Here is a 20,019-nt window from a genome sequence, read left to right as displayed (position 1 = left end):
CGTCGGGTGGGTGGAATTCGGCGAGCATATCGAGCAGCTCACGGCGCATGCCGCGGCCCTGCGATCGGACGTGGTGGCCTGCGGCCCCGATCCTGCGGTGCCCACCTGTCCGGGATGGACTGTGCGGCAACTGGTTCGGCATCTCGCGCGGGTGTACCAGTGGGTCGAACAGGCCTTGCGCAGCGAGCCCGGTGCATCGGAACCGCCGCGCGCGGAGGAGCCTCCGGTCGAGTGGCCGGAGCTGATCGACTACTGGGACGCCCGGCTGACGGCAATGCTCACCGCATTGACCGAACTCGGCCCGGACGCTCCCACCTGGGTCTTCGCCGGCGCCGACACCGCGACCGCCCGTTTCTGGGCGCGCAGGCAGGCCCACGAGACCGCCATCCACCGGCTCGATGCCAGGCATGCCAGGATCGGTTCGGTCGACCCAGGCGCTGTCGGCGAGCTCTTCGACACCCGCTTCGCCGCCGACGGGATCGATGAGGCGCTGCGGGTGACCATCCCGCGCCAGTTGCGCCGCATTCCACCGCCCCGCGGCGGCAGGGTCCTCGTGCACGCGGTCGATACCGATCTCGCCTGGACCGTGCGGCTCTCGACCGACAGCGAACCGCTGCGGGTCAGCCTCGGCGGCCCGCCGACCCCCGCGGACGCCTCGCTGAGCGGCGCCGCCGACCAGGTGTACCGCGCGGTCTGGCAGCGCCCGAGCCGGGCCGTCCGGCGCGGTGATCTGGGACTGACCGCCGCCCTCACCCCACCCTGATCGGATCGCCCGCCACGCGGGACGGGAAACCCACCCACACCGTCGCGCACCGAGCTACGTTGGAGGTGCGCAGAGGATTCGGATACCGGAGCCACTCCGGGTCCGGAGGCCGAGCGCACGACGGCCGTCGGGCGATCCGCTCGACCGCCCGAGAACAGGATGTGCTCGTCGGCCGCCGATTCGTCGGGAGTGCGAGGTGGTGAGATGGATCCACGGGCGCGTTCGGACCGCGCGAGCGAGTCGGGCAGCGTCGTCTCCGATACGGCGCGCTGGCAGCCCGACCTCGCCACGCGATCACCTGGCCCCGAGCCCGAGGCCGACACGGAACCGGCCGAATCCGATGCCGCCGCCGGCGCGGACCCGGTAGCCGGTGCTGCCGACGAAACCGGCGCCGCCGCCAGGCCTGCCGTCTCCGGCAACGGCGACACCGGTACCCGGCCAGAAGACCGCGACACCCAGGAGAACAACCCCATCGCCATCGAGGACGAACTCGAGGCCATGGGCCTGTCGGGCGCGCGCGAGATCGGGCACGGCGGCTTCGGCGTCGTCTACCGGTGCGTACAGCGCGCGCTCGACCGGGTCGTCGCGGTGAAGGTGCTGTCCTCCGATATCGACGACGAGAGTCGCGAACGCTTCCTGCGCGAGGAACACGCGATGGGCAGGCTGTCCGGGCACCCGAACATCGTCGACATCCTCCAGGTCGACGTCACCGCCACCGGCAGGCCGTTCATCGTCATGCCGTATGCCACCCGAGGTTCGCTGGAGGTCGTCGTCCGCGACAACGGCCCGCTCACCTGGTCGGACACCCTGCGCGCCGGGGTGAAACTGGCCGGCGCGATCGAGAGCGCGCACCGGGCGGGCATTCTGCACCGCGACGTCAAACCGGCCAATGTGCTGCTCAGTTCGTACGGCGAACCGCAACTCACCGATTTCGGTATCGCCAGGGTGCCCGGTGGGTTCCGCACCTCGAGCAGCATGATCACCGGTTCGCCCGCGTTCACCGCGCCCGAGGTGCTCAAGGGTGATGAGCCGACGGTCCGCTCGGACGTCTACGGGCTCGGCGCGACATTGTTCGCGCTGCTCACCGGCCACGCGGCGTTCGAACGTCAGGCGGGGGAGAAGGTGGTGGCGCAGTTCCTGCGGATCACCACCCAGCCCGTCCCCGACCTGCGCGAACAAGACATCCCCTCCGACGTGGCCGCGGCCGTCGAACACGCGATGGCGCAGAACCCGGACGATCGCCCCGCCTCGGCCTACGAGTTCGGCGAGACACTGCGTGCGATCCAGCGCGCGCACGGGCAGATGGCCGACGAGATGGCCCTGCTGGACACCACCGACGAATCCGATGCCGCGCCCGCGCAGGGCGGCCGCACCGCGGTCACCGCGCGCCGCAGCTGGCCGCTGAACCTGAGCCCGCCCACCCCGCGCCCCGGCTACGACCCGTCACCGACCGCCACCCTGCCGCCGACCGCCGCCACCAAGTTCCGTCCGCCGACCCCGGCTCGGGAACCGATTCCGCGCACCCGGCTGCTCGACATCCTGCGTACGGGCGGTCGACGCAGGCTCGCGGTGATCCACGCGCCCGCCGGCTTCGGCAAGAGCACCCTGGCCGCGCAGTGGCGTGGCGAACTGACCGCCGACGGCGTCGCGGTCGCCTGGATCGGCATCGACAGCGACGACGACAACGAGATCTGGTTCCTGGCCCACCTGATCGAAGCGATCCGGCGGGTGCGCCCCGATATCGGCACCGGCCTGGACCAGGTGCTCGAAGAACAGCCCGCCGACGCCGTCGCCTATGCCATCACCACCCTCATCGACGATGTGCACGCCGGCGGCGCCACGGTCGTGGTGGTGATCGATGACTGGCACCGCATCACCGATCAGGGCACCCGCCGGGTGATGGATTCGCTGCTCGACAACGGCTGCCATCATCTGCGCTTCGTGGTGACCAGCCGGGACCAGTCCGGGCTGCCGATCAGCCGGATGCGGGTGCGCGACGAACTGGTCGAGATCGGGTCGGCGCAGCTGCGGCTGACCCGCGAGGAAACCAGGCAGATCCTGGTGGAGCGCAACCGCTTCAACCTCGACGACGCCCAGATCGACGAACTGCATCGCGCCACCGACGGCTGGCCCGCCGCCGTGCAGCTGATCAGCCTGGCGCTGCGCGGCAACCCGGATCCGGCGCCGCTGATCGCGCATCTGGCCGAGGGCGGGCACGGCATCCGCGAGTATCTGGCCGAGAACGTCATCGACGGGCTGGAACCGCGCATGGTCGATTTCCTCACCGCCATCTCGATCGCGGAGAAGGTGTCCGGTTCGCTGGCGGCGGCGCTGTCGGACGATCCCGAGGCCGAGCACCTGCTGGAACAGGCCGAACAGCGCGAATTGTTCGTCCGGCGAGTGGAATACGATCCGGAGTGGTTCCGGGTGCAGCCGCTGTTCGCCGAACATCTGCGGGCCCGGCTCGAACGCAGCGATCCGGCGCAGGTCAAGGCGCTGCATCGCAAGGCGGCCCGCTGGTACGCCGAACATCAGTTGCTACGCAAGTCCGTCGATCACGCGGTGGCGGCGACCGATCTGAAGATGGCGCTGGATCTGCTGGAGAGCGGCGGCATGGATCTGATCGACGGATCGCGGCTGGCCACCCTGCTCGGCACGGTATCGAAACTGCCGGTGCAGCAGGTGGCCTCACGGTCGAAGCTGCTGATGGCGGTGGCGCGGGCCAATGTGAACTTGCAACAGTCCGGTGCGGCGCGCAGCGCGCTGGGCCGGCTGTCGAATGTGTTGTCGCGCGGCCCGTCCGGTGACGCCGACGTCATCCGGCAGCGCTGTCAGGCCGCGGTGCTCTCCGCCGCCGATCAGGTCGCCCGCGATCACACCGAGGGCGTGATCGAGCAGATCGCCGACTGCCTGGAACATCCCGACGAACTCCCGGCCTGGACGGTGTCGACCGCGGCGAACCTGACCTCGTTCGCGCGGCTGTGCGAGTTCGATTTCGACGGCGCCCGCGCCATCCAGGATTGGGCCGCCGAATACCACGAACGCTCCAAGGACCCGCTGGGCAGCGTGTTCGGGTTGTGCAGTCGCGGCGCGGTCGCCTACGAACAGCTCGATATCGCCACCGCGGCCCGCTGTTTCCAGCAGGCCTTCGATATCGCGCGGGCACGCTCGGGTCCGCGTTCGCATGCGGTGCGGGTGGCGGCGGCATTGCTCGGCGAGTTGCACTACCGGCGCGGTGAGCTCGACGCCGCCGACCGGCTGCTGGACGAGAGCCATCAACTGGTGGCCCGGGTGGGCCCGATCGACTTCCTGATCTCCACCTTCGTCATCGGGGCACGGGTGAAGGCGGTGCGCGGCGATATGAGCACGGCCGCGAATCGGCTCGCCGAAGGTGAACGCATCGCCGTCGACCAGAACCTGCCGCGGCTGGCCGCGCAGATCCGCGCCGAACGGGTGCGGCTCGGCCCGGCCGCCGAGCCCTCCGGCCCGCAGTCGGCGACCGCGCGCTGGAACGGTGACCTGTTCCGCGATACCGGCCGCGCCGGACACCGCTTCACCGGCACCGCGGCGCTGACGCTGGAGGCGCAGGAAACCGCCGCCATCCGGGAGCTGCTGGCCGGCGGCGGCATCGAAGATCAGGACCGTGCGGTGCGCCGGGCCAGGGCGCTGTACGGGCGCACCCATGAGCAGCACCGCCCGCGCGCCCAGCTCGACACCTCGCTGCTGCTGGCCGAATGCCTGGCCGCGGCCGGCTGGGTCGGTGAGGCCGCGGCGCAGCTGGTGCCGGCGGTGACCACATGCGCCGAGCTCGACTGGACCCGGCCCCTGCTCGACGCGGGGCCGGGTGTGGTCGCGATCCTGCGGGTACTGCGCAACGACCTGCCCTCGGAGTTGCCCGTCCGGTTCGTCGACGAGCTGCTCGCCTGATCGGTCAGGGATTTACGGCTGCCACCACGGCCGCAGCGGCAGCGTATTGCGGCCGTCCGGGCCGAGCTTCACCCCGAGTACTTGATGCAGCTGAACCACATTGCGCTGGAAGCCCAACCGGCTGCCCGCCATGTACAGGCCCCACACCTTCGCGGTGCCCGCACCGGCCTCGGCGACGCAGGCGTCCCAGTTCTCGACCAGGTTCTTGCACCATTCGGCCAGCGTCAGCGCGTAATGCTCACGCAGGTTCTCCTCGTGCATCACTTCCAGTCCGATGTTCTGGATCTCGGAGATGATCCGGCCCGAACCGATCAGCTCACCATCGGGGAAGACGTAGCGGTCGATGAAATCGCCGGCCTTGGTGGTGCGGGTGTTGTCCGGGCGGGTGATGCAGTGGTTGAGGAACAGTCCGCCGTCGCGCAGCTTGCTCTTGATGAAGCCGAAGTAATAAGGGTAGTTGTGCACGCCGATGTGTTCGGTGAGCCCGATCGAGGACAGCGCGTCGAATCCCGTTTCCGCGATATCGCGGTAATCGGAATGGCGCACTTCGGCCAATTCGGACAGGCCTTCTTCGGCGATCTTCTTCTGCGCCCATTCGGCCTGCTCGGCCGACAGCGTCGCGCCGATCACCTTGACCCCGCGCTTGGCGGCATAGCGCACCATTCCGCCCCAGCCGCAGCCGATATCGAGCAGCCGGTCGCCTTCCTTCAGCCGCAGCTTGTCGAACACCAGCCGGTACTTGTTCTCCTGCGCCTGCTCCAGCGTCCAGTTCTCCTCGCCGTAACAGGCGCAGGTGTAGGTCATGGACGGGCCGAGCACATGCTCGTAGAAGGCATTGGAGACGTCGTAGTGGTGGTGGATGGCCTCGGCGTCGCGGGTCTTGGAGTGGCGCAGACCCTCCATGGCGATGCGCCGCCAGCGCGGCACCGTCTCCTGCGGCGGCGGTGGCACCGGGCGCAGGCGCTCCCATCCGAGCGAACGGGCGATGGTCAGCAGCGCCAGCGCCGACGGACGGCGGAACTTCAGGCTGTCCATCGCCTTCAAGATCTCGTACGGATCGCCGGGATGGACGCCGGTGACGGTCATATCGCCGGAAATGTAGGCGCGCGCCATCCCGAGATCGCCGGGAGCGGTGGCCAGATAGTTGATGCCGCGCGGGGTCTCGATATTGAGCGCGTACGGCGAATCCTCCGGTCCGGTGGCGCTGCCGTCGTAGGCGGTGAACCGGATGGGGACCTCGCCCTCGACCAGGGTCTCGAAGATCTCGGCGATCGTGAGCTTGGTGCCCAGATCCGCGAAAACATCGGATCGATCCTTGAACGTCGTCATTTGCGTTGCACCGCCTTCGAATACAAATCCAGCAGGCGCTGGTCCGGGTCGTAGCGTTTCTTCAGTTCGGTGTAGCCGTCGCCGCCGTAGAGTGCCGCGAACTCATCCTTGTCGTAGTACGAATCCGAGTACAGCGATTTGTGCCCGTCGAACTCGGTGACGGTCTGCTCGATCGCGCGGTTGGCCGCACCTTCGATCTGCCCGGGCACGGTCGGCACCGCCGACCAGAACCCGACGTTGACGTAGGTGCGGTCCGGCTCCAGCGGATACAGCGGCCACGGGCGCGCGGTTGTTCCCGGCACCCTCGGCTCGCGCAATCGCAGCGGGCACAGCCAGATCGGCTCGATCGGGATCTCGCGCAGGAACCAGTCGACGAAATCGGCGGTGCGCTCCACCGGCACCTCGATGTCCTGCACCACCCGCTCCTGCGGCGGGTTGCCCTTGCGCGCCTCGAGCTTGTCACCGATGTGATAGCGGCGGTCGAGGGCGACCAGCTTCCAGTAGAAGCTGCTGCGCCGGTACTTCTTCGGCCAGAACCGGCGGATCTTCGGGTTCTGGGTGCCGAAGGCGCGCGAGCACCAGAACCAGTCGGTGTCCCAGCGCCACAGGTAGTCGTGGATGGTGAGCCGGTCGCGTTTGGGTGCGCCGGAATCGTGCTGGATGGACCGGTAGTAGATGTCCATGCCGGTGTAGTCGCTGACCGGGCCGGGTTCGTCGGTCTGCCTGCCGAGGGTCAGGTAGCTCTCCTCGGCGGTGAACACCACGCCGTCGAGGTAGTCGACCCGTTCGCCGTCGTAGCTGCGTTCATCGACGATCGTGGCCAGCGTCGCCTCGAGTTCGCGCACATCGTGGAACCGCAGATGGCGCAGCGCCACATAGGGCTGCACGGTTTCCAGTTCGATTTTCAGGCGCGTCGAGTAGCCGAGGGTGCCGTAGGAGTTGGGGAAGCCGCGGAACAGATCGGCGTTCGGGCCGTCGGGGGTGGCGGTGATGATCTCGCCCGCTCCGGTCAGCACGTCCATTTCCAGCACCGATTCGTGCGGGAGCCCGTTGCGGAACGAGGTCGACTCGATACCGAGCCCGGTGACGGCGCCGCCGAGGGTGATGGTCTTCAGCTGCGGTACCACCAGGGGCGCAAGTCCGTAGGGCAGCGTCGCCGCGACCAGATCCTCATAGGTGGTCATGCCCGCGACATCGGCGGTCTTCGCGACCGGATCGACCGCGATGACCTTGGTCAACCCGGAGACGTCCAGGCCGGGAGCGGTGTTCTTCGCTCTGGCCCGGAACAGGTTGGAGGTCTTCTTGGCCAGGCGCACGTCGGCATCGCGTGGGATGGCGCGATAGCTCGCGAGGAGGCGTTGCACGCCTTCTCGATGCGCTGCGAACCCGGATTCATATGCGGCCGGAGCGTGGCCGGCCTTCCCCAACAGACTCACTGCCACTCCTCGACGCTAATACTCGCGATCATGGTCGGCCACTGTGAGGTCCCCGACTCGGATGAAATGTCACGCATATGTTGCACCGTGTTCGAACCGGCGGCGAGTGGAATTCGGTAAAGCGGCCGCCGACCGGGCGCCGGGCGCGGCGCGAGTGCGGCAGGGCAGGATGGGGGCGAGATACCGCATCCGGACAAGGAGTTCATCGTGGGACAGGTCAGTGCCAGCAGTTCGATCGTGGTGGGAGCGGATCCGCAGCGCACACTGACGGCGATCGCGGACTACGTCGATGTGCGCCCGCGCATCCTCACCTCGCACTACCGCGACTACCAGGTGATCGAGGGCGGCCAGGGCGCCGGAACGGTGGCCCAGTGGACCCTGCAGGCCACCGAGAGCCGGCAGCGCAATGTGCGTGCCAGCGTGTCGGTCTCGGAGTCCGAGGTGGTCGAGCGCGACGCCAATTCGTCGATGGTCAATACCTGGACGGTGACCCCCGACGCCGCCGGTTCCCAGGTCACCCTGTCCACTACCTGGCAGGGCGCGGGCGGCATCAAGGGCATTTTCGAGGGCATCTTCGCGCCGTTGGGGCTGAAGAAGATCCAGGCCGAGGTGCTGGCCAACCTGAAGAACGAACTGGGCTGAGCCGGGTACCGGCCGGGTCGTCGCCCGGCCGGTACCACCCGGTCAGTCGTGGTCGCCGATATCGAACAGATTGCCCTCCGGGTCGGCGAGGGTGGCCCACTTGATCCCGTACTCGTCGTAGTCGGCGATATGCCTGGCACCGAGGGAGACCGCGCGTTCGATCTCCTCGCGCCACTGCCTGGTCGCCAGATCCAGGTGCACGACATTCTTTCCTGGCGTTTTATCCGGAACCCGGATGAACATCAGCGGCGTCGTCATCCCGGAGCTGCGACCCACCGTCGAGTAGAACTCGCTCGCGTCCGGATCCACGGGATGGCCGAGCAACTGTGCGTAGAAATCGGCCAGCTTGCCGGGGTCGTGGCAGTCGATGGTGACGTTGGCGATGGACAGGGTCATCGGGGCTCTCCTTCTGGCGTGCGTGGGGCTGTTGGGTGCTGGATATCCGGCGCGGTGCGGCTCACGCGGCGATCGGCCAGCACAATTCGGTGCGGTAACCGGCCGGATCGGGTGAACGGTCCGGCCCGATCAGGTAGAGCTCGCGGATCGGTTCGGGCAGCGCGACGTCGTGTTCGGCGACGTGGGTGCCCAGCGCGCCGTAGACGCGGTCGATCTCGCTGTAGGGACCGTCGTGGACGGCGACGGCGAAATCGCGGGCAGGCAGCGTCGTGAGGGTCAGCCCGTCCGGGAATTCACCGGTCGTATCCGCTGTGACGGGCACGAATCCGGTCACCTCGCCGTCATCGGCGGTGAAGAACTCCGGCGCGTAGCCGGCTCCGGCCACACCCGCCGGCACGATCCCGGCCGCCGCGAGCGCGGCGTCCAGCATCGGAAACGTCTCGGCGCACCACCGGTCGATCTGCTCGCGCGCGACAACGGCGGTGCGGGTGAGCGCGGTGAATTCCGGAATCCGGCGATACTCCACCCGCAGTGGCGGCGCGGTGGTGAGCAGCCCGCGCAGCGAGGCGACCACCTCCTGGGTGCGCTGCAACTGTCTTTCCATACGCAGCAGATGCGCGCGCAGCGCCGCATCGCGATCGGCCACATCCTGGGCGGCGAGCACCGCACGGATCTCCGGCAGCGGCATGTCCAGCTCGCGCAGCCGCCGGATGAGCTGCGCGTCGGCGACCTGCTCGGTCGAATATCGCCGATAGCCGGTGCTCGCGTCGATCCGCGCGGGCACCAGCAGCTCGATCTCGTGATAGTGATGCAGGGCTTTCACGCTCAGGTGGCTCAGCCTGGCGAATTCGCCGATCGGGACGATCGCTGTCATGACCAGAGCACACACCCTCCGGCTACCGGAGGGTCAAGCCAGCACGAACGCGAGCAGCAGTGTGGTCTGGAAGGCGCCGCGCCACCAGGAGTAGCCGAACCAGACGCCCGGGCTGACCTCCCGGATCTCGTCGTAGACCTGCGGGGTCGGCGAGGGGGCATAGTTCAGCGCCCAGGTGGGCGCACCGTCGACCAGGGCAGGCGCGGTGTAGACGTCGGCGCGCCAGGCTTCGATGCCGGCCGGGGTGACCCGGTTCATCAGCCAGCCACCGTCCGGGCCCGTGTAGAAGGTCTTGCCGATCCACAGGGCCGGCGCGAGTGCCTGCATCGCAGGCGGTCGCGTCACCCAGCCGTTCTTCACGCCGCTGGGCACCGCGCCGCGCGGCGAGGCCTTGAAGATGGCGTCCTGCTGTTCGGGGCTGCACCGGAAGCGCAGCGCGTCGACGGTGGCCGCGCCGTTGGCGGGGTCGATGACGCAGCCGCCGCCGTAATCGGTGGCCACCGGCGCCGGAGCGGCACTCGCGGGAGCTGCCACCATCAGCACGGCTGCCGCTGCCGCGGACAGCAGTGTTACCAGCCTGCGGGTGCGCAACCGAGCGCGTCGGGCCGGGTTCATCGTGGTCTCGCGAGCCATCCGAGCCTCCTCGGTGTGGGTTGTCCCTGCGGTTCGGCGTCGATGATCGCTGCGTGGTCGCGTGTCCACGCGGTGTCTCGGCGGGTCCGCCGAGGGGCAGACCTGTGGCCGATCCTATGCCCGTGGGTAGGTGTCTCGTGAGGGAATCGGTGGAGGTCAGCGCCGTTGTTTCGGCCTGCGTCGACCGCGCGGGTATTCCGGCTCGGCTCTCGTCCCTCGACCGCCCGGGAGTTCGCTCCGGCAATGCCGGGCGTGCGGCCGACGCGCCGCGCCGAGTCCACTAGGCTGGCGATGACACTTTCCGCAGATCGGCTGGAGAAGAGGTAACAGGCGTGCAGCCCGGTGGTCAGTTCGATATGCAGCAGATACTCGCCCAGGCCCAGCAGATGCAGGAGATGATGGTCGCGGCGCAGGCCGAGATCGCCGCCGCCGAAGTCGAGGGCCAAGCCGGCAATGGCCTGGTCAAGGTCACCATCAAGGCCACCGGTGAGGTGCAGTCGCTGACCATCGATCCCAAGGCCGTCGACCCGGACGACGTCGAAACCCTGCAGGATCTGGTGATCGGCGCGATCAACGACGCCATGGCCAACGCCCAGCAGCTGGCCTCGGAGAAGCTCGGCCCGCTGGCCGGCGGTGCGGGCGGGCTGCCAGGCCTGCCCGGCATGTGACCGACCGGAGTCAGCACAGGTGTACGAGGGCCCGGTCCAGGATCTGATCGACGAGCTGGGCAAACTGCCAGGCGTCGGTCCCAAGAGCGCACAGCGCATCGCCTTCCATCTGTTGCAGGTGGAGCCGCCGGAAATCGATCGGCTGCAAGCCGTGCTGCAGAAGGTGCGTGACGGCGTGCGCTTCTGCGCCATGTGCGGCACCGTCGCCGACGGCGAACTGTGCCGCATCTGCGCCGACCCGCGCCGCGACCGCACCATGATCTGCGTCGTCGAGGAACCCAAAGACGTCCAGGCCATCGAACGCACCCGCGAATTCCGTGGCCGCTACCACGTGCTCGGCGGCGCGCTCGACCCGCTCAGCGGCGTCGGCCCCGACCAGCTGCGGATCCGGGAGCTGCTGGCCCGCATCGGCAATCAGGAGGACGGCGTCGACGTCACCGAGGTGATCATCGCGACCGACCCCAATACCGAGGGCGAAGCCACCGCCACCTACCTGGTGCGGATGCTGCGCGATTTCCCCGGGCTCAGCGTCACCCGGCTGGCCTCCGGGCTGCCGATGGGCGGCGATCTGGAGTTCGCCGACGAGCTGACATTGGGCCGGGCGCTATCGGGGCGGCGCGCGCTGTAAGCCGCGGCAGCGCGGTCGACCTCAGAGCTTCAGCGCGGTCCAGGCGACGTCGTCGAGCGCGGAGCGATCACCGATGGTCCAGGCCCAGATCAGCTCCGACACCGTGGCCGCGTCGTCCAGCGTGGTGGTGAAATGCTTCTTCGGCGACCCGTCGCGGTACTCCAGGATGTATTCCGGCTCCTGGTGATAGGTCTGGATGTACTCCTGCTCGCCCCGCGACACCACCAGATACGGGTTCGGGGCGGCCAGCTCGGCCACCCAGCGCTGTGCCAGCGGCCGCGTCAGATACGGGAACTCGCCCGCCCCACCGTGCGATACCTCCACCGGCACATGCCCGGCAGGATCGATCAGCCAGGTGAGCTGCGGATCGTAGACGGCGTAGTTCTGTGGTGTCGCGAGCTGGAACAGCAGCTCGCGCACGAACCCGATCGCGTCGTACGGGCTGGAGATCTGCAGCACCGTCCCGGTATCTGCACCGCCGACCGGCGCCGAACTGAGGAAGGTGTCCGCCTCGGGCAGCTCGTCATTGCGCCGGTTCACCTCGGCCGCGATGGCCGCGACGATCTCACCTTCCGGTTGCCCCTGCTGGGTGGTCAGATACGCGTCGACCTCGGCCGGAGTCGTGGCCGCGCCGGAGGGCAACAGAATGTGGTCGTAGCTCACCCGGCCAGCGTACGGGTGCGCACCGACGAAGGAGAACCGCAGCGGCAACCGCCCGCGAGATCGGTGCATTCCACGATGAAGGTGTGCCTGGCATGGTCGAAATCGAAGCAGTCGGCGTCGGTGCATTCCGCGATACGCCCGGCATGCAGCACCAACGTGCCATGGCAGTGATCCAGCGCCGCCGCACAGGACGGACAGTTCGTCGCGCGCATATCGCCTCCAACCGTCTGAGTCCGTACCTCGTGCATAGCACCGGCGTATGCCGGGCAGTGGGAGGTTACTCCGGTGCGTGTCGTGATGGGGCGCACGCCTGGCCGCCGTCCTGGTGCGGCGCCTGCGGTCAGGCGGGGATTTCGGCGGCGGCGGTGATGAACGCGTCCAGGACCGCCGCGATGGCGGGGCGGTCGTCGGCGCGCGGGCGGGTGGCGAGTTCGTAGAGGCGGGCGGCGCGGACGCCGGAGAGGCGCAGGACCGAGAGTTCCGGGTGGGTGACGGCGTAGCGGGGCATGAGGGCTACGCCGTAGCCGGTCGCCACCAGGGTTTCGATCATCCGGAACTCGTTGAGGCGCTGCGTTATTCGTGGCTCGACGCCGGTGACGGTGGCGATGGAGCGCAGCACGTCGTCCACCGGGAAACCGCCGCGCACGCTCAGCCAGCTCTCCTCGGCCAGTTCTTCCGGGGTAACCGACGAGTGGCCGGCCAGCCGGTGGGTCGGGGCGACGACCACGTCGATGGGTTCACGCATGAGCACCCGCGCGGCGATGCGCGGGCCTGCCACGGATGCGGCGCGTTCGTCGCGGTGGGTGAGAACGATGTCGTAATCGGCCAGCAGGCGGTGCGTTTCCGACGGTGGCACGTCCTCGTCGCGGGCGATGACCTCGACTCCGCTGTCTGCCAGCGCGGGCAGCACCCTGGGCAGGAGCAGCGCGCCGCCGGACGGGAACACCGCCACCCGCACCCGGCCGCGCGGCGAGCCGCGGTAGTGCGCCATCTCCGCGACCGCCCGGTCCATCGCGGCGAGCACCTCGTCGGCGCGCACCACCAGCGCGTGACCGGCGTCGGTGAGCCGGATACGACGCCCGTCCGGCTCGAGCAGCGCCACGCCCGCCTCCCTGGCGAGCACCTTCAACTGCTGCGATACCGCTGACGGCGTCATGGACAGGGCAGTGGCGGTGGCGGCGACGGTGCCGCGGTCGGCGAATTCACGCAGCACTCGCAATCGCTCGAGCGACATCGGGGCACCCGCCGAATCCATTAAGCAATACTACACAAATAGTGCAGATCAATTCGATTGTTCTGAGCATTCGTCCACCCCCATCCTGGAACGCGTGACCACCCGCGACCGCACCCTCGGCCTGACCGTCGTCCTGCTCTGGGGCCTGAACTTCCTGGCCATCCGCATCGGGCTCGACCACCTTCCGCCGTTCTTCTTCGCCGCGCTGCGTTTCGCGGTGATCGCGGTCCCGGTCCTACTGTTCATTCCGCGCCCGAAGGTTCGGTGGCGGTGGATCCTGTTGTACGGGATCGGGTTCGGCATGTTGCAGTTCGCGTTCCTGTTCACCGCCATGCGGGTCGGGATGCCCACCGGGCTGGCCTCGCTGGTGCTGCAATCGTCGGCGCCGTTCACCGTCGCACTCGGTGCGCTCCTGCTGTCCGAGCGCATCCGCCCGGTTCAGGTCGCCGGGCTGCTGACGGCGGTCGCCGGCATGGCGATCATCGGCTGGGACCGCTTCGCGCACGCGAGCCTGATCCCCGTGCTGCTCACCCTGGCCGGCGGTTTCGGCTGGGCGCTGGGCAATATCGGCGCCCGCCGCGCCGGCCAGGAATCGCCCGGGGTCAACCCGCTGCACCTGACCCTGTGGATCACGGTCGTCCCGGTGCTGCCGCTGTTCGCCCTGTCCGCCGCCCTCGAAGGCCCCACCACCGGCTTCCACGACCTGGCCGCCACCTTCTCCGCCACCGGCTGGCCCGCCCTGGCCGCCCTCGCCTACATCGCGCTGCTCGCCACCGTCGTCGGCTCCGGCCTGTGGACCTACCTCATGAGCCGCTACCCCGCGGGCGCCGTAGCCCCGTTCTCCCTGTTGGTTCCGGTGGTGGGCATCGGGGCGTCCTGGATCTTCCTCGACGAGACCCCCACCCCCGCGAGCCTGATCGGCGGCGTCATCGTCATCGCGGGGGCATTCGCGGCGACCACGACGCGGGCCCCGGGCCGGACCGCATCCACACAAGGTGTGGTCGGACAGGAATCTGCCGAGGTCGCGGTCCGGGCATGAATCAGCCCGGCGTACTGCCGAAACGCGACTCGGTGGACTAACCTCTTAGCTAAGGAGGCCGGTCATGTCGAGCAGCTCAGCCGAGCAGTTCAATATTCACGAAGCGAAGACGAATCTGTCGCGCATCATCGAACGCGTCGAGCGCGGGGAAGAGATCGTCATCAGCCGGGCCGGGCATCCGGTGGCGAAGGTGGTCCCGCTGAAGCGTCGAGTCGATCGGCGGGGTCATGGCTCGCTGCGGGGCAAACTGAGGCTTTCGGCGGAGTGGGACTCCGATGAAACGAATGCCGAGATCGCCCGCGACTTCGGCATGACGACATGAGCCTGCTGCTGGATACCCACGTGGCGTTGTGGTGGCTGGAGGGGAACCCGGTCCTGTCCGACGAGCTCGTCGATGCGCTCAACCACGAGCCCGATGTCTACCTCAGTGCGGCGACTGTGTGGGAGGTCGCGATAAAGCAAGCGCTCGGAAAGCTCGACGGGCCACCCGATCTGCCCGAGCAGCTTCGGCACAGCGGGTTCGACCACCTACCGATCGATCATCGGCATGGCATCGTCGCCGGCCGATTGCCGTTGATCCACCGGGACCCGTTCGATCGGATACTCGTGGCGCAGGCGCAATGCGAGGGGCTCCGTCTGGTTACCCGTGATCCGTGGTGCCACAAATACGACGTCGATATCCTGCCCGCCTGATTCAGGCGCGCAGGCGTTCGCGGCGCAGCTGTTCCACCTCGGGCAGGTCCAGCGGCTCGAGGGCATCTACGCCGAGGGCTCGGCTGAGGATGAGGTCGGCGAGTTCCGGGTTGCGGGCGAGGGCGGGACCGTGCATGTAGGTGCCGATGACCGAGCCCTGGACGACGCCCTCCAGGCCGTCGCCGACGCCGTTGCCGACGCCGCGGGTCACCCGGGCGAGGCCGGTGGCGCCGGGGCCGAGCGCGGTTCCGCCGCGGTGGTTCTCGAAGCCGGTGAGCGGCGCGGTCAGGCCGGGAATGAGCGGGGTGGTGGTCACCTCGCCGATGGCACGCTTGTCCTGGGGTGAGGTGGTGGCGTCGAGCAGGGCGACGCCCTCGACGCGCTCACCGGATGACGTCTCGTACCACTGGCCGAGCACCTGGATGGCCGCGCAGATCGCCAGCACCGGGGCGCCTTTCGCGGCCGCCTGCTGCAAACCGGGGTAGCGCTGGAGGTGGCGGGTGGCCAGGCGTTGCGCCGAATCCTCGGCGCCGCCGAGGGTGTAGATGTCCAGCGATTCGGGCACCGGCTCGGACAGCGTGATCTCCACGATCTCGGCGTCGTAGCCGCGCATCCGCAACCGCTGACGCAGCACCAGCGCATTGCCACCGTCGCCGTAGGTGCCCATCACATCGGGCAGGACCAGTCCGATCCGCACGGTCGATTCACTCATCGGATTGCCTTTCAGCGAGCGTCGAGATCGCGGTTCAGATCACGGAACGCGGTGTAGTTGGCCAGCACCTCGACCCGTCCGGCGGGGCAGGAAGCGATGGCGCGCAACGGATCCGCGATCGTGGTGTGCTCGACACCGGCATAGGTGAGCCGGACCGCGAGATCGGTGGCGCGCTCACCGGCGGCCACCACCTGCACGCCCTCGAAATGCTCGAATCGCACATCCCACAGCCAGGACAGATCCTCGCCGTCGGGCACCTGACCGTTCACCGCGATCACCAACCCGGCCGCGTCGTGATCGATCATCGACAGCGCTTCCTGCCAGCCGGCCGGATTCTTCGCCAGCAGCAGCCGCGCTGAATGCTCCCCGACCTGCACGGTCCGGTAACGGCCCGCGATCTCGCGCACCGTGCCCGCGGCGGCGGTCGCCTGCGCGGGGTCGGCACCGAGCGCGACCGCGGCGGCCACGGCCTGCGCGGCGTTACCGCGATTGGCACGCCCGGGCAGCGCGAGCCGCAGTTCGGCGGTGAATTCGTCCGGGCCGCGCAGCTTTTCGCCGTCCAGCCACCAATCCGGTTGCGGGCGCTGGAAATCGGCGCCGGTGCTGCGCCAGTGCTCGCCCTCCCAGATGATCGGTTCGCCGCTGCGTGGGCAGCTGGTGGCGTCCATCGCCCAGCCGCTGCCCGCGGCCACCCACACCACGTTCGGGTGGTCGTAGGCGATGGAGGTGATGAGCACGTCGTCGCAGTTGGCGATCACGACCGTGTCGGGGTGCCGCGCCAGCCCTGCGCGCAGCTTGCGCTCGATCATATTGATCTCGCCGACCCGGTCGAGCTGGTCCCGGCTGAGATTCAGCAGCACCACCGCGGCCGGATTCAGCGAATCGGTGACGTGCGGCAGGTGCAGCTCGTCGACCTCGATGGCGGCCAGCCCGGCGGTCCGGTTGACGCTGAGCGCGGCGACGATGCCCGCATCCATATTGGCGCCGTCGGCCTGGGTGGCGACGTCACCGAGGGTGCTCAGCGCCGCCGTCGTCATCCTGGTGGTGGTCGACTTGCCGTTGGTGCCGGTGACCAGCACCGTTCGCCGTCCACGGCCCAGTTGATCCATGATCGTCGGATCGATTTTCAGGGCGATCAGCCCGCCGATCATCGACCCCTTGCCGCGACCGGCCTTCTGCGAGGCCCACGACGCCGCAGCCGCCGCCCGCAGCGCGATCCGCCCGCGCACCGATATGTCTGCCACGCCGCGAGTCTATGTTCGCGCCGCGCGCGGGGCCGGGTCAGGTGGGGGAGTCGTTGTAGAGCTTGCGCTCGTAGTTGGCCGCCGAATAGTAGGCCTCCAGGTCGTCGACGCTTTCGGTGACGTTGGTCTGCACCTCCTTGACCAGCCGCGCCGGGCTGGGCAGCGTGTCGACGGGCCAGTTGTCCGGCTCCCACAGGTGGCTGCGCATGAAGGCCTTCGCGCAGTGGAAGAAGATCTGCTCGATGTCGACCTCGACGGCCAGGATCGGACGGTGCCCACGCACCACCATGTCCTCGAAGTACGGTGCGTCGCGAACCAGCCGCGCCCGCCCGTTGATGCGCAGCGTCTCGCGGCGGCCCGGGATCAGGAAGATCAGTCCGACGTGCGGATTGGACAGGATATTGAGGTAGCCGTCGGCGCGCCGGTTGCCTGGACGTTCCGGGATGGCGATGGTGGTGTCGTCGAGCACCTTGACGAACCCGGCCGGATCGCCCTTCGGTGAGGCGTCGCAATTGCCGTCGGCGTCGCTGGTGCACATCACCAGGAACGGGGTGAGCGCGATCCACTCCCGGTCGCGCGGATGCAGGGCGACGCGCTCCTTGCTGACCGCGCGCGGCATGACCGCGCCGAGCAGCTCCCTGAGTTCGGCGGGATCGGTGATCTCAGGGACGTTGTCGCTCATAGCAATGATTCAAACATCGGCGGTGGTGTGCGGCGAACCTGATTTGTCCGGGTAGCGGAGTCGGAAATCTCACCCTCAGATGTCGATGTCGAACAGGTTCGGCTCGCCGCGGGCGTAGCGATCGGCGTCCACCTGCCGCAACGGCTCCAGTTCCGGCGAGCGGTACAGCGTGAAGGTGCGGCAACGCGGCGCCACCGAACCGGTCACGTCGAGCAGCGCGTTGACGGCGCTGCGAGCCGATTCGCTGGCACCTTCCATCGTGGCCAAGTCGATGTTGGTGCGTACATAGTCGCCGGCGAGGAAGAGGTTTTCCAACGCGCCGTGTGACTGCGGGCGCGAATTCCAGGACCCGGCGGTATTGATGAGCAGCGGGTCGGCATTGGCGTTGCGGCGCTGTTCGGCCTGCCAGGTGATGCCGGGATCGAGGAACCAGGAGTGCAGATCGGCGTCGCGCAGCACCTCGCCGCGGTCATTGAGGTGGGTGGTGATCTGCGCCCACGTCTCGCGGGCGATCTCCTCATGGGTGCATTCCTTGGCCGGTTTCCCGTAGAGGATGCCGGGGGTGTTCCAGTTGGAGATGTCCACGGACAGACAGTCGGCCACGGCGCCGTCACCGAATTCCGGAAGCTTGCGGGTCCAGAGCTGGTTCTGGCTGATCGAGGTGATCGCCCACGGTGAATCGATATAGGCCGCGTGCCCGGTGACGATGTCGGGTGCGGTGCGCAGATAGAACTGGATGCCGTTCATCCAGTCGGTGTGCAGGTTGTCCATGGCGGCCAGTTCCGGGCGGACGGTGCGGATATCCGGCGACCAGAGGGCACGGGCGCGTTCGGCCGGCAACGCGACCACATAGTGGTCGGCTTCGACGGTGCGCGCGGCCCCGGCGCCGTCGACGATGCGCGCGCCGCTGATCCGCCGGTCCCGCACGTCGAGCCCGCGCACCTCGGCGCCGAGTTCGAAGCGCACGCCCAGCTCGCGCAGCCGCGCCACCCACGGATCGATCCACACGTGGTTGGTCGGTCCGTTCAGCACGCGATCCAGATCGCCGTCGTTGCCGATCTCGAGCGGGTTGCCGAGGAACTGCTCGCCCATATTGCCGATGGTGCGTGCGCTGGCCATATCCTCTTTTGCGGCGACCAGCAGGCTGGTGAGAGTCCGTGACAGCAACGCCCGGAATTCGTGAGATCGCTTGTGCCCGTGGACGAAATCGCGCCACGACATATGTTCCCACTGGCCGAACCGGCGGGCGTCGCAACTGCTGAAGAAGACCAGCAGGCGGTTGGCGAAGAAGGCGCCCTCGGCCGGGGGCATCTTCAGCGTGGTCGCGATGGCGGCGCCCATGGTTTCCCGGAACGCCTGCGGGGTCGCGGTGGCCAGATGCGCGGCGCCGAGCGGGAGCCGGAAGTCGTCGCCGTCGCGTCGCGCGAAACGGGCCTGCGGTGCGGCGACGAGGTTGTTCCACACACCATCGGGGTTGGTACCGAACGGAATTCGACGCATGGTGTCGGGAATGTGGTGGTAAAAGCCGGGGAAGAAGCGGAAACCGTGCTCGCCGGGCAGGTCGGGGCGGCCATCGGTCCCCGTCCCCGGTACCCCGATGCTGCGCGCCTTGCCGCCCAGCGCCCTGCGCTCGTAGACGGTGACCTCGAAGCCGCGTTCGGCCAGCTCGTGCGCCGCCGTCAGCCCCGCGACCCCGCCGCCGAAGACCGCGACCCGGATACCGGGACCGGCCGCCGCGGATCTCGCCCCGAGCGCCCCCGCCGACGCCACACCGACCCCCGCCGCGACCGCTCCGCGAAGCACCGCCCTCCGCGATACGGTCCACTGTTGTTTCGCCATGCGCCGCTCTGCTGCCTAGCCTCGGGACCTCACTGATTTCCGACCACTTTAAGCGCACGTCGCCAGGGCGGATGGGCGGGTTGCCGAAAGTGGCGGTGGGCTGGGTGAACGGTGCCGTGACGTGGCGCGGGCCGCATCATCTCCGGGGTGATCCGCAAGCTCGGCAGGCAGTGGCTCGAATGCAGGGCGAGCGGCTCGCGTCCAGCTCCGAGTGTCGGCTACCGCTGGGGGTCGGGTTGAAGATTCAGGCTCGTCGGCACCTGCGGTGACTGTCCGACCAGCACGTCCGCTGTCACCTGGTCTTGGGCGGCGAGAGTGTCGGCGGCCGTTTTCAGTGACTCCGCCATTTCGCCGAGGTTCCGCTCCAGCAGGGTGCGGCGGTCGTCGAGGTAGCTGGTGAACCGGGCGAAGGCGGCCACGGCGTCCCCCTTCCACGCCCCGTGGCTATCCGCGATCGCCTGATCGGTTTCACGCAATGCCGTGCCGGAGTCGGTGAACAACACGTCGAGCCGGCCGGCGGCGGCACGCAAAACCTCGGGATCGACAGAAACCTGATCAGCCATATTTCCCCCTTGGCCTACTGAAATCGCCTGTCCCCGATACGATACCCGCGGACG

21 protein-coding genes are annotated in these 20,019 nt (G+C 68.6%); 8 read left to right on the top strand and 13 right to left on the bottom strand.

The window, feature by feature from the left end:
• Positions 1-10: 10 nt before the first annotated feature.
• Both AC5W7N_RS03460 and AC5W7N_RS03455 read left to right on the top strand, forming a co-directional pair.
• The gene (locus tag AC5W7N_RS03460) at positions 11-763 is read left to right on the top strand and encodes a maleylpyruvate isomerase family mycothiol-dependent enzyme (RefSeq protein ID WP_194991190.1); all 753 of its coding nucleotides are present in this window, start codon (positions 11-13) and stop codon (positions 761-763) included.
• 204 nt (positions 764-967) lie between these two features.
• Positions 968-4,690: a serine/threonine-protein kinase gene (locus tag AC5W7N_RS03455; protein WP_194991191.1), complete on the top strand. Its 3,723-nt coding sequence runs from the start codon at positions 968-970 to the stop codon at positions 4,688-4,690.
• A gap of 12 nt (positions 4,691-4,702) precedes the next feature.
• On the opposite strand, the gene AC5W7N_RS03450 is transcribed toward AC5W7N_RS03455, so the two are convergent.
• Both AC5W7N_RS03450 and AC5W7N_RS03445 read right to left on the bottom strand, forming a co-directional pair.
• A complete protein-coding gene (locus AC5W7N_RS03450; RefSeq protein ID WP_194991192.1) occupies positions 4,703-6,019 on the bottom strand; it encodes a class I SAM-dependent methyltransferase in 1,317 nt (438 codons plus the stop codon).
• Positions 6,016-7,446: an FAD-binding oxidoreductase gene (locus AC5W7N_RS03445; protein ID WP_375139426.1), complete on the bottom strand. Its 1,431-nt coding sequence runs from the start codon at positions 7,444-7,446 to the stop codon at positions 6,016-6,018. The genes AC5W7N_RS03450 and AC5W7N_RS03445 overlap by 4 nt, the downstream gene beginning before the upstream one ends.
• A 216-nt stretch (positions 7,447-7,662) precedes the next feature.
• Between AC5W7N_RS03445 and AC5W7N_RS03440 the strand changes: the two genes are divergently transcribed.
• Positions 7,663-8,097: an SRPBCC family protein gene (locus AC5W7N_RS03440; protein ID WP_163816804.1), complete on the top strand. Its 435-nt coding sequence runs from the start codon at positions 7,663-7,665 to the stop codon at positions 8,095-8,097.
• A 42-nt stretch (positions 8,098-8,139) separates the two neighbouring features.
• Here AC5W7N_RS03440 and AC5W7N_RS03435 read toward each other — a convergent pair whose 3' ends face one another.
• From AC5W7N_RS03435 to AC5W7N_RS03425, 3 genes are all read right to left on the bottom strand, one after another.
• Positions 8,140-8,493, bottom strand: coding sequence for a VOC family protein (locus tag AC5W7N_RS03435; protein WP_163816806.1), 354 nt, complete (start codon positions 8,491-8,493; stop codon positions 8,140-8,142).
• Between the two features lie 61 nt (positions 8,494-8,554).
• Entirely contained in the window at positions 8,555-9,367 is an 813-nt protein-coding gene (locus AC5W7N_RS03430; RefSeq protein WP_195006903.1) for a MerR family transcriptional regulator, read from the bottom strand.
• A gap of 33 nt (positions 9,368-9,400) precedes the next feature.
• The gene (locus AC5W7N_RS03425; protein ID WP_163816811.1) at positions 9,401-10,000 is read right to left on the bottom strand and encodes a hypothetical protein; all 600 of its coding nucleotides are present in this window, start codon (positions 9,998-10,000) and stop codon (positions 9,401-9,403) included.
• A 332-nt stretch (positions 10,001-10,332) separates the two neighbouring features.
• Here AC5W7N_RS03425 and AC5W7N_RS03420 point away from each other — a divergent pair, with 332 nt between their 5' ends.
• On the top strand, positions 10,333-10,668 hold the full coding sequence (locus AC5W7N_RS03420) for a YbaB/EbfC family nucleoid-associated protein (RefSeq protein ID WP_036532087.1): 336 nt from the start codon (positions 10,333-10,335) through the stop codon (positions 10,666-10,668).
• Positions 10,669-10,687: 19 nt separating this feature from the next.
• Entirely contained in the window at positions 10,688-11,296 is a 609-nt protein-coding gene (recR, locus tag AC5W7N_RS03415; protein WP_014348574.1) for a recombination mediator RecR, read from the top strand.
• A 21-nt stretch (positions 11,297-11,317) separates the two neighbouring features.
• Here the strand turns inward: recR and AC5W7N_RS03410 are convergent, their stop codons facing one another.
• From AC5W7N_RS03410 to AC5W7N_RS03400, 3 genes are all read right to left on the bottom strand, one after another.
• A complete protein-coding gene (locus AC5W7N_RS03410) occupies positions 11,318-11,959 on the bottom strand; it encodes a hypothetical protein (RefSeq protein ID WP_194990678.1) in 642 nt (213 codons plus the stop codon).
• Positions 11,956-12,171 carry a hypothetical protein gene (locus AC5W7N_RS03405; RefSeq protein ID WP_194990679.1) on the bottom strand — a complete coding sequence of 72 codons (216 nt, stop codon included), beginning with the start codon at positions 12,169-12,171 and terminating at the stop codon, positions 11,956-11,958. The genes AC5W7N_RS03410 and AC5W7N_RS03405 overlap by 4 nt, the downstream gene beginning before the upstream one ends.
• 128 nt (positions 12,172-12,299) lie before the next feature.
• The gene (locus tag AC5W7N_RS03400) at positions 12,300-13,193 is read right to left on the bottom strand and encodes a LysR family transcriptional regulator (RefSeq protein WP_280498893.1); all 894 of its coding nucleotides are present in this window, start codon (positions 13,191-13,193) and stop codon (positions 12,300-12,302) included.
• 94 nt (positions 13,194-13,287) lie between these two features.
• Between AC5W7N_RS03400 and AC5W7N_RS03395 the strand changes: the two genes are divergently transcribed.
• The 3 genes from AC5W7N_RS03395 to AC5W7N_RS03385 all read left to right on the top strand — a co-directional run bounded on the left by AC5W7N_RS03395 (position 13,288) and on the right by AC5W7N_RS03385 (position 14,925).
• Positions 13,288-14,232, top strand: a complete 945-nt coding sequence (locus AC5W7N_RS03395) for an EamA family transporter (RefSeq protein ID WP_194990680.1) — start codon at positions 13,288-13,290, stop codon at positions 14,230-14,232.
• A 64-nt stretch (positions 14,233-14,296) separates the two neighbouring features.
• On the top strand, positions 14,297-14,554 hold the full coding sequence (locus AC5W7N_RS03390; RefSeq protein ID WP_163816819.1) for a type II toxin-antitoxin system Phd/YefM family antitoxin: 258 nt from the start codon (positions 14,297-14,299) through the stop codon (positions 14,552-14,554).
• Positions 14,551-14,925, top strand: coding sequence for a type II toxin-antitoxin system VapC family toxin (locus AC5W7N_RS03385; protein ID WP_194990681.1), 375 nt, complete (start codon positions 14,551-14,553; stop codon positions 14,923-14,925). The genes AC5W7N_RS03390 and AC5W7N_RS03385 overlap by 4 nt, the downstream gene beginning before the upstream one ends.
• Position 14,926: 1 nt before the next feature.
• Here AC5W7N_RS03385 and AC5W7N_RS03380 read toward each other — a convergent pair whose 3' ends face one another.
• From AC5W7N_RS03380 to AC5W7N_RS03360, 5 genes are all read right to left on the bottom strand, one after another.
• Entirely contained in the window at positions 14,927-15,637 is a 711-nt protein-coding gene (locus tag AC5W7N_RS03380; RefSeq protein WP_194990682.1) for a type 1 glutamine amidotransferase, read from the bottom strand.
• Positions 15,638-15,648: 11 nt separating this feature from the next.
• Positions 15,649-16,881: a MurT ligase domain-containing protein gene (locus tag AC5W7N_RS03375; RefSeq protein ID WP_163816826.1), complete on the bottom strand. Its 1,233-nt coding sequence runs from the start codon at positions 16,879-16,881 to the stop codon at positions 15,649-15,651.
• 37 nt (positions 16,882-16,918) lie between these two features.
• A complete protein-coding gene (locus AC5W7N_RS03370; RefSeq protein ID WP_194990683.1) occupies positions 16,919-17,563 on the bottom strand; it encodes a pyridoxamine 5'-phosphate oxidase family protein in 645 nt (214 codons plus the stop codon).
• Between the two features lie 75 nt (positions 17,564-17,638).
• Entirely contained in the window at positions 17,639-19,402 is a 1,764-nt protein-coding gene (locus tag AC5W7N_RS03365; RefSeq protein WP_228806466.1) for a hydroxysqualene dehydroxylase, read from the bottom strand.
• A 218-nt stretch (positions 19,403-19,620) separates the two neighbouring features.
• Positions 19,621-19,965 (bottom strand): WXG100 family type VII secretion target, encoded by a 345-nt coding sequence (locus AC5W7N_RS03360; RefSeq protein WP_194990684.1) that lies wholly within the window; start codon positions 19,963-19,965, stop codon positions 19,621-19,623.
• Positions 19,966-20,019 lie beyond the last annotated feature (54 nt).

This window comes from Nocardia sp. CDC519, from assembly GCF_059509835.1.
This window is presented reverse-complemented; position numbering and strand designations above follow the sequence as displayed.

Excerpts from the sequence above, each read along its gene's own strand:
- AC5W7N_RS03430 (WP_195006903.1), bottom strand. The coding sequence starts at position 9,367 with ATGACAGCGATCGTCCCGATCGGCGAATTCGCCAGGCTGAGCCACCTG.
- AC5W7N_RS03390 (WP_163816819.1), top strand. The coding sequence starts at position 14,297 with ATGTCGAGCAGCTCAGCCGAGCAGTTCAATATTCACGAAGCGAAGACG.
- AC5W7N_RS03425 (WP_163816811.1), bottom strand. The coding sequence starts at position 10,000 with ATGGCTCGCGAGACCACGATGAACCCGGCCCGACGCGCTCGGTTGCGC.
- AC5W7N_RS03450 (WP_194991192.1), bottom strand. The coding sequence starts at position 6,019 with ATGACGACGTTCAAGGATCGATCCGATGTTTTCGCGGATCTGGGCACC.
- AC5W7N_RS03405 (WP_194990679.1), bottom strand. The coding sequence starts at position 12,171 with ATGCGCGCGACGAACTGTCCGTCCTGTGCGGCGGCGCTGGATCACTGC.
- AC5W7N_RS03380 (WP_194990682.1), bottom strand. The coding sequence starts at position 15,637 with ATGAGTGAATCGACCGTGCGGATCGGACTGGTCCTGCCCGATGTGATG.
- AC5W7N_RS03435 (WP_163816806.1), bottom strand. The coding sequence starts at position 8,493 with ATGACCCTGTCCATCGCCAACGTCACCATCGACTGCCACGACCCCGGC.
- AC5W7N_RS03365 (WP_228806466.1), bottom strand. The coding sequence starts at position 19,402 with ATGGCGAAACAACAGTGGACCGTATCGCGGAGGGCGGTGCTTCGCGGA.
- AC5W7N_RS03360 (WP_194990684.1), bottom strand. The coding sequence starts at position 19,965 with ATGGCTGATCAGGTTTCTGTCGATCCCGAGGTTTTGCGTGCCGCCGCC.
- AC5W7N_RS03455 (WP_194991191.1), top strand. The coding sequence starts at position 968 with ATGGATCCACGGGCGCGTTCGGACCGCGCGAGCGAGTCGGGCAGCGTC.
- AC5W7N_RS03385 (WP_194990681.1), top strand. The coding sequence starts at position 14,551 with ATGAGCCTGCTGCTGGATACCCACGTGGCGTTGTGGTGGCTGGAGGGG.
- AC5W7N_RS03400 (WP_280498893.1), bottom strand. The coding sequence starts at position 13,193 with ATGTCGCTCGAGCGATTGCGAGTGCTGCGTGAATTCGCCGACCGCGGC.
- AC5W7N_RS03370 (WP_194990683.1), bottom strand. The coding sequence starts at position 17,563 with ATGAGCGACAACGTCCCTGAGATCACCGATCCCGCCGAACTCAGGGAG.